This is a genomic window from Deinococcus radiotolerans, assembly GCF_014647435.1.
In the GTDB taxonomy this organism is placed as follows: Bacteria; Deinococcota; Deinococci; order Deinococcales; family Deinococcaceae; genus Deinococcus; species Deinococcus radiotolerans.
On the sequence record NZ_BMPE01000041.1, the window covers coordinates 1 to 2948 of the forward strand.

7 protein-coding genes are annotated in these 2948 nt (G+C 63.6%); 2 read left to right on the forward strand and 5 right to left on the reverse strand.

Annotated features, from left to right (window positions below; translation table 11 throughout):
* Positions 1–60: 60 nt before the first annotated feature.
* The 4 genes from IEY63_RS21940 to IEY63_RS21955 all read right to left on the reverse strand — a co-directional run bounded on the left by IEY63_RS21940 (position 61) and on the right by IEY63_RS21955 (position 1683).
* On the reverse strand, positions 61–306 hold the full coding sequence (locus tag IEY63_RS21940) for a hypothetical protein (protein ID WP_189071124.1): 246 nt from the start codon (positions 304–306) through the stop codon (positions 61–63).
* Between the two features lie 236 nt (positions 307–542).
* On the reverse strand, positions 543–728 hold the full coding sequence (locus tag IEY63_RS21945; protein WP_229784863.1) for a hypothetical protein: 186 nt from the start codon (positions 726–728) through the stop codon (positions 543–545).
* 86 nt (positions 729–814) lie between these two features.
* Positions 815–1111: a hypothetical protein gene (locus tag IEY63_RS21950; RefSeq protein WP_189071125.1), complete on the reverse strand. Its 297-nt coding sequence runs from the start codon at positions 1109–1111 to the stop codon at positions 815–817.
* Positions 1112–1242: 131 nt separating this feature from the next.
* Positions 1243–1683, reverse strand: coding sequence for a hypothetical protein (locus IEY63_RS21955; protein WP_189071126.1), 441 nt, complete (start codon positions 1681–1683; stop codon positions 1243–1245).
* Positions 1684–1867: 184 nt separating this feature from the next.
* Between IEY63_RS21955 and IEY63_RS21960 the strand changes: the two genes are divergently transcribed.
* The gene (locus IEY63_RS21960) at positions 1868–2098 is read left to right on the forward strand and encodes a hypothetical protein (protein WP_189071127.1); all 231 of its coding nucleotides are present in this window, start codon (positions 1868–1870) and stop codon (positions 2096–2098) included.
* Between the two features lie 108 nt (positions 2099–2206).
* Entirely contained in the window at positions 2207–2770 is a 564-nt protein-coding gene (locus tag IEY63_RS21965; RefSeq protein ID WP_189071128.1) for a hypothetical protein, read from the forward strand.
* Positions 2771–2786: 16 nt separating this feature from the next.
* On the opposite strand, the gene IEY63_RS22550 is transcribed toward IEY63_RS21965, so the two are convergent.
* Positions 2787–2948, reverse strand: a 162-nt coding sequence (locus IEY63_RS22550; protein ID WP_189071129.1) for an integrase core domain-containing protein, incomplete at its 5' end; no start/stop codon positions are given.

The following is a 2948-nucleotide window of genomic DNA, read 5'->3' on the forward strand; positions in this document are numbered from 1 at the left end:
GGTCTACACTCACCTCATCGGCGAACGCTCGTAACGCCGCTTGAAGTCAAAACTGGAGCACTACCACGTCACCTGATGAAAGGTGGCGGTGCCCGCCACGGCAAAGTGCGTTTCGTCCACGTAGGTGGCGACCACATTGAGGCTCAACGTGTCCACCGGGCCACTCTCATTTCGAGGTGTCACGCGACCTGTCCACTGCCCATGCAGCACGTGCGGATCACTGGGTACAGCCACCGCAACTGGGCCATGCGGAGTACAGGCGGTCACCAGCACGCTACAGACGAGCCACATGGCGAGTTGTCTCATGAGGTCACTCTAGGCGTCCACACGTCACTTAAGCAGCGCAAGTCCGACAACCCTACGCACCCCCGCCGACTGAACCGCTGGAAGGATACGCGCCAGCACCCGTGCACACCGACGCACGGCCAAAGGCGATCACGGACGCCCAGCGTCCCGCCCAGGCCCGCCCCTCCACCGCGGCTCGCCTGGGCCAGCATCAGGGCAGCAGCCTCAGCCGGTGCGATCCCGGCAACCCTGACCACTTACCCCCCATGCGACAGCATGATCTCGTCCCGGCGCCGCACCGCCTCCGCATGCGACATGCCGCACTCCACCAGGTAACTCTCCACCGCCGCGCCCGCCGACGTGATCGAATCCTCCTTCGAACTGATTGAGGAGAACAACATGATGTACAACCGGAACAGGTGATCAGCCGTCGTGAGGGCCACTCGATTTGCGTCCATCCCCAACACTACGTCACGCCGTCCGCGGTTCCCCACGAACTCAGTGAAGGCGCTGCGAGGGCACAGCCGACCTAATAGTCCTGTTCCAACCGGTCACACGCCTGATCAAACATCGCACGCACCTGCTCACTACGCGGCGGGTAAACAGAGGAATCAGAACTGGCCAGCGGACTCCCCAGAATGTCCACCCACGACACCATGAATGTGTGAGGCTGATCCGGTGCCACCGTGACTTCCACCTGTCGTTCACCCACCTGAAGAGCACGCAACCTCTCACGGCGCTGCTGATCCAGATGAACCTGCCAGCGAAGTTCAAAAGCCCCAACGGCTTCCAGCGCCCACCGCTCCCTGCGAGATTTCTCGTCCATCCCACACTGTGCGCCGCCGGAGGTAAAGACACCGTGGGCCTGAAGACCAGCATTGCCACACCCAGCGAAGTCCCCCACCCGCGCCCGCTCAACCCAACACCCAAGGGACCCCTGCCCAGCGCTCCGCTCCGCTACGAATCAAGCCAGCGAAGTACCCACCCCTGAATCACACGCTCCATGCCCACCTGATCAGCATGATCAAATTCCAGCGAGCCATGCCCTTCAAAGGGAGGTTGAGCCGTAAGCACGATGGTGTCACGCAGAGGGGCTTTCGACGCAGAGATCAACGCACTCTTGCGAGGCCCGGTCTTCGTGGCAATGTCAAGGTGCGTTACGGTATGGCCATCTGCCGTAGACCACGTCTCGAGCGCCTGCGCCTCCAACCCGTGCAAGCGCAGACGCTCAGCCATGCGGTCAAACACCACACCAGCAGAATCTCGAACGATACGCATGGAATGGTCCCGCCGGACCTGTTTGTCCCTGGCAACTCGAACGGCTGCACGTTCCTCAGCCTCCTGCTCAGCTTGCCGTGCATCCATGCGCGCCTTGACCTGCAGGTCAAAATCATCCATTCCCAACCCTACCAGTGAGGCACCCCATGATGGCCCCTGGACCGCTTCATCCCACCTGCACACTCAGCGTGAACAACATGTGAACACGTTCCAGGGGTCAACTCACGGGTGGTACACGACAATGGTGAAGGCGTGCACCCTGGGAAGACACCGGGTGCACGCCAATGTGCAGTAGGGTCCCGCTATGCGACTCTTCATCCGCGGCCTCGTCCGCCCCAAAGACCTGGCCGACGCCAGTCTCGCCGCCGCGGATACCAGCGACGACGTGTTCACCTTCACGAGCGAAGGGCCCGGCCAGGACGGGTACGTCGGCACAACTCTCACTTTCATCGGGGAGCGCAACGCCGCGCTGCGATTCCGGAGCGTCTGGAAAACTGAAATGGAACGCTGCGGTTACCACGTCGAACTCCGCTGACCCTGCCCCACTCTCAGCCCCCGCCACCGCGCGGGGCTTTTCCATGCAAGGAGGTGAACTCACCATGCTCGCCCAACCCCAAGACAGATGCATCGGTGGGACAACCCCGTGACAGATGCACCAAAACGCCAGCCCGGCAAGCAGGGAACCACCAAAGCCGAACGCGCCAAGCTACCCCTGTGCGGCGCCAAGCACAACAAGCGGCCCGGCACCTGCAAACGCCCCGCCGGCTGGGGCACCGAACACCCCGGGGAGGGCCGCTGCAAGCTCCACGGGGGCGGCGCGCAGAAACCCAGCACCCGGTACCAGCTCGTCAACGCCAGCCCCACGCTGCAGCAGGCCATTCAGGACCAGCAGGCCGACCCGGACCCGCTGAACCTCCTCCCCGACCTGCTGCTCGCCCGGTCCCTCCTGCAAGAGGGCGTTCAGCGGCACAGCGAGGTGACCGCCGCGATCATTGCGTGGCACGCCAGCCACACCAGCGGGTACCAGGAAGCCGTGGCGATCTGGCGGGAGCAACTGGCCCTGTACCTCGAGGCGGTCCGGCAGGGGCACGGCGAACCCGAGATGGATCCGCCCGCGCCGCCCATCCCAGAAGCGTTCGAAGGGAAGCCGCGGCAACTGCCGGACCTGGCCAGCTTCATCACGCTGATCGATCGCGTGACCGGGTAGTGCTCCAGTTTTGACTTCAAGCGGCGTTACGAGCGTTCGCCGATGAGGTGAGTGTAGACCAGGGCGTGGCGTAGCCGAGCGCTGAATGACGGCGCTCATGGTTGTACCACCGGTGAAAGTCCGGCATGGCCGCCCGGACATCGGCCATCGAGTGCCAGTCCTGGCGGAACGCGAACTG

Excerpts from the sequence above, each read along its gene's own strand:
- IEY63_RS21940 (WP_189071124.1), bottom strand. The coding sequence starts at position 306 with ATGAGACAACTCGCCATGTGGCTCGTCTGTAGCGTGCTGGTGACCGCC.
- IEY63_RS21955 (WP_189071126.1), bottom strand. The coding sequence starts at position 1,683 with ATGGATGATTTTGACCTGCAGGTCAAGGCGCGCATGGATGCACGGCAA.
- IEY63_RS21960 (WP_189071127.1), top strand. The coding sequence starts at position 1,868 with ATGCGACTCTTCATCCGCGGCCTCGTCCGCCCCAAAGACCTGGCCGAC.
- IEY63_RS21950 (WP_189071125.1), bottom strand. The coding sequence starts at position 1,111 with ATGGACGAGAAATCTCGCAGGGAGCGGTGGGCGCTGGAAGCCGTTGGG.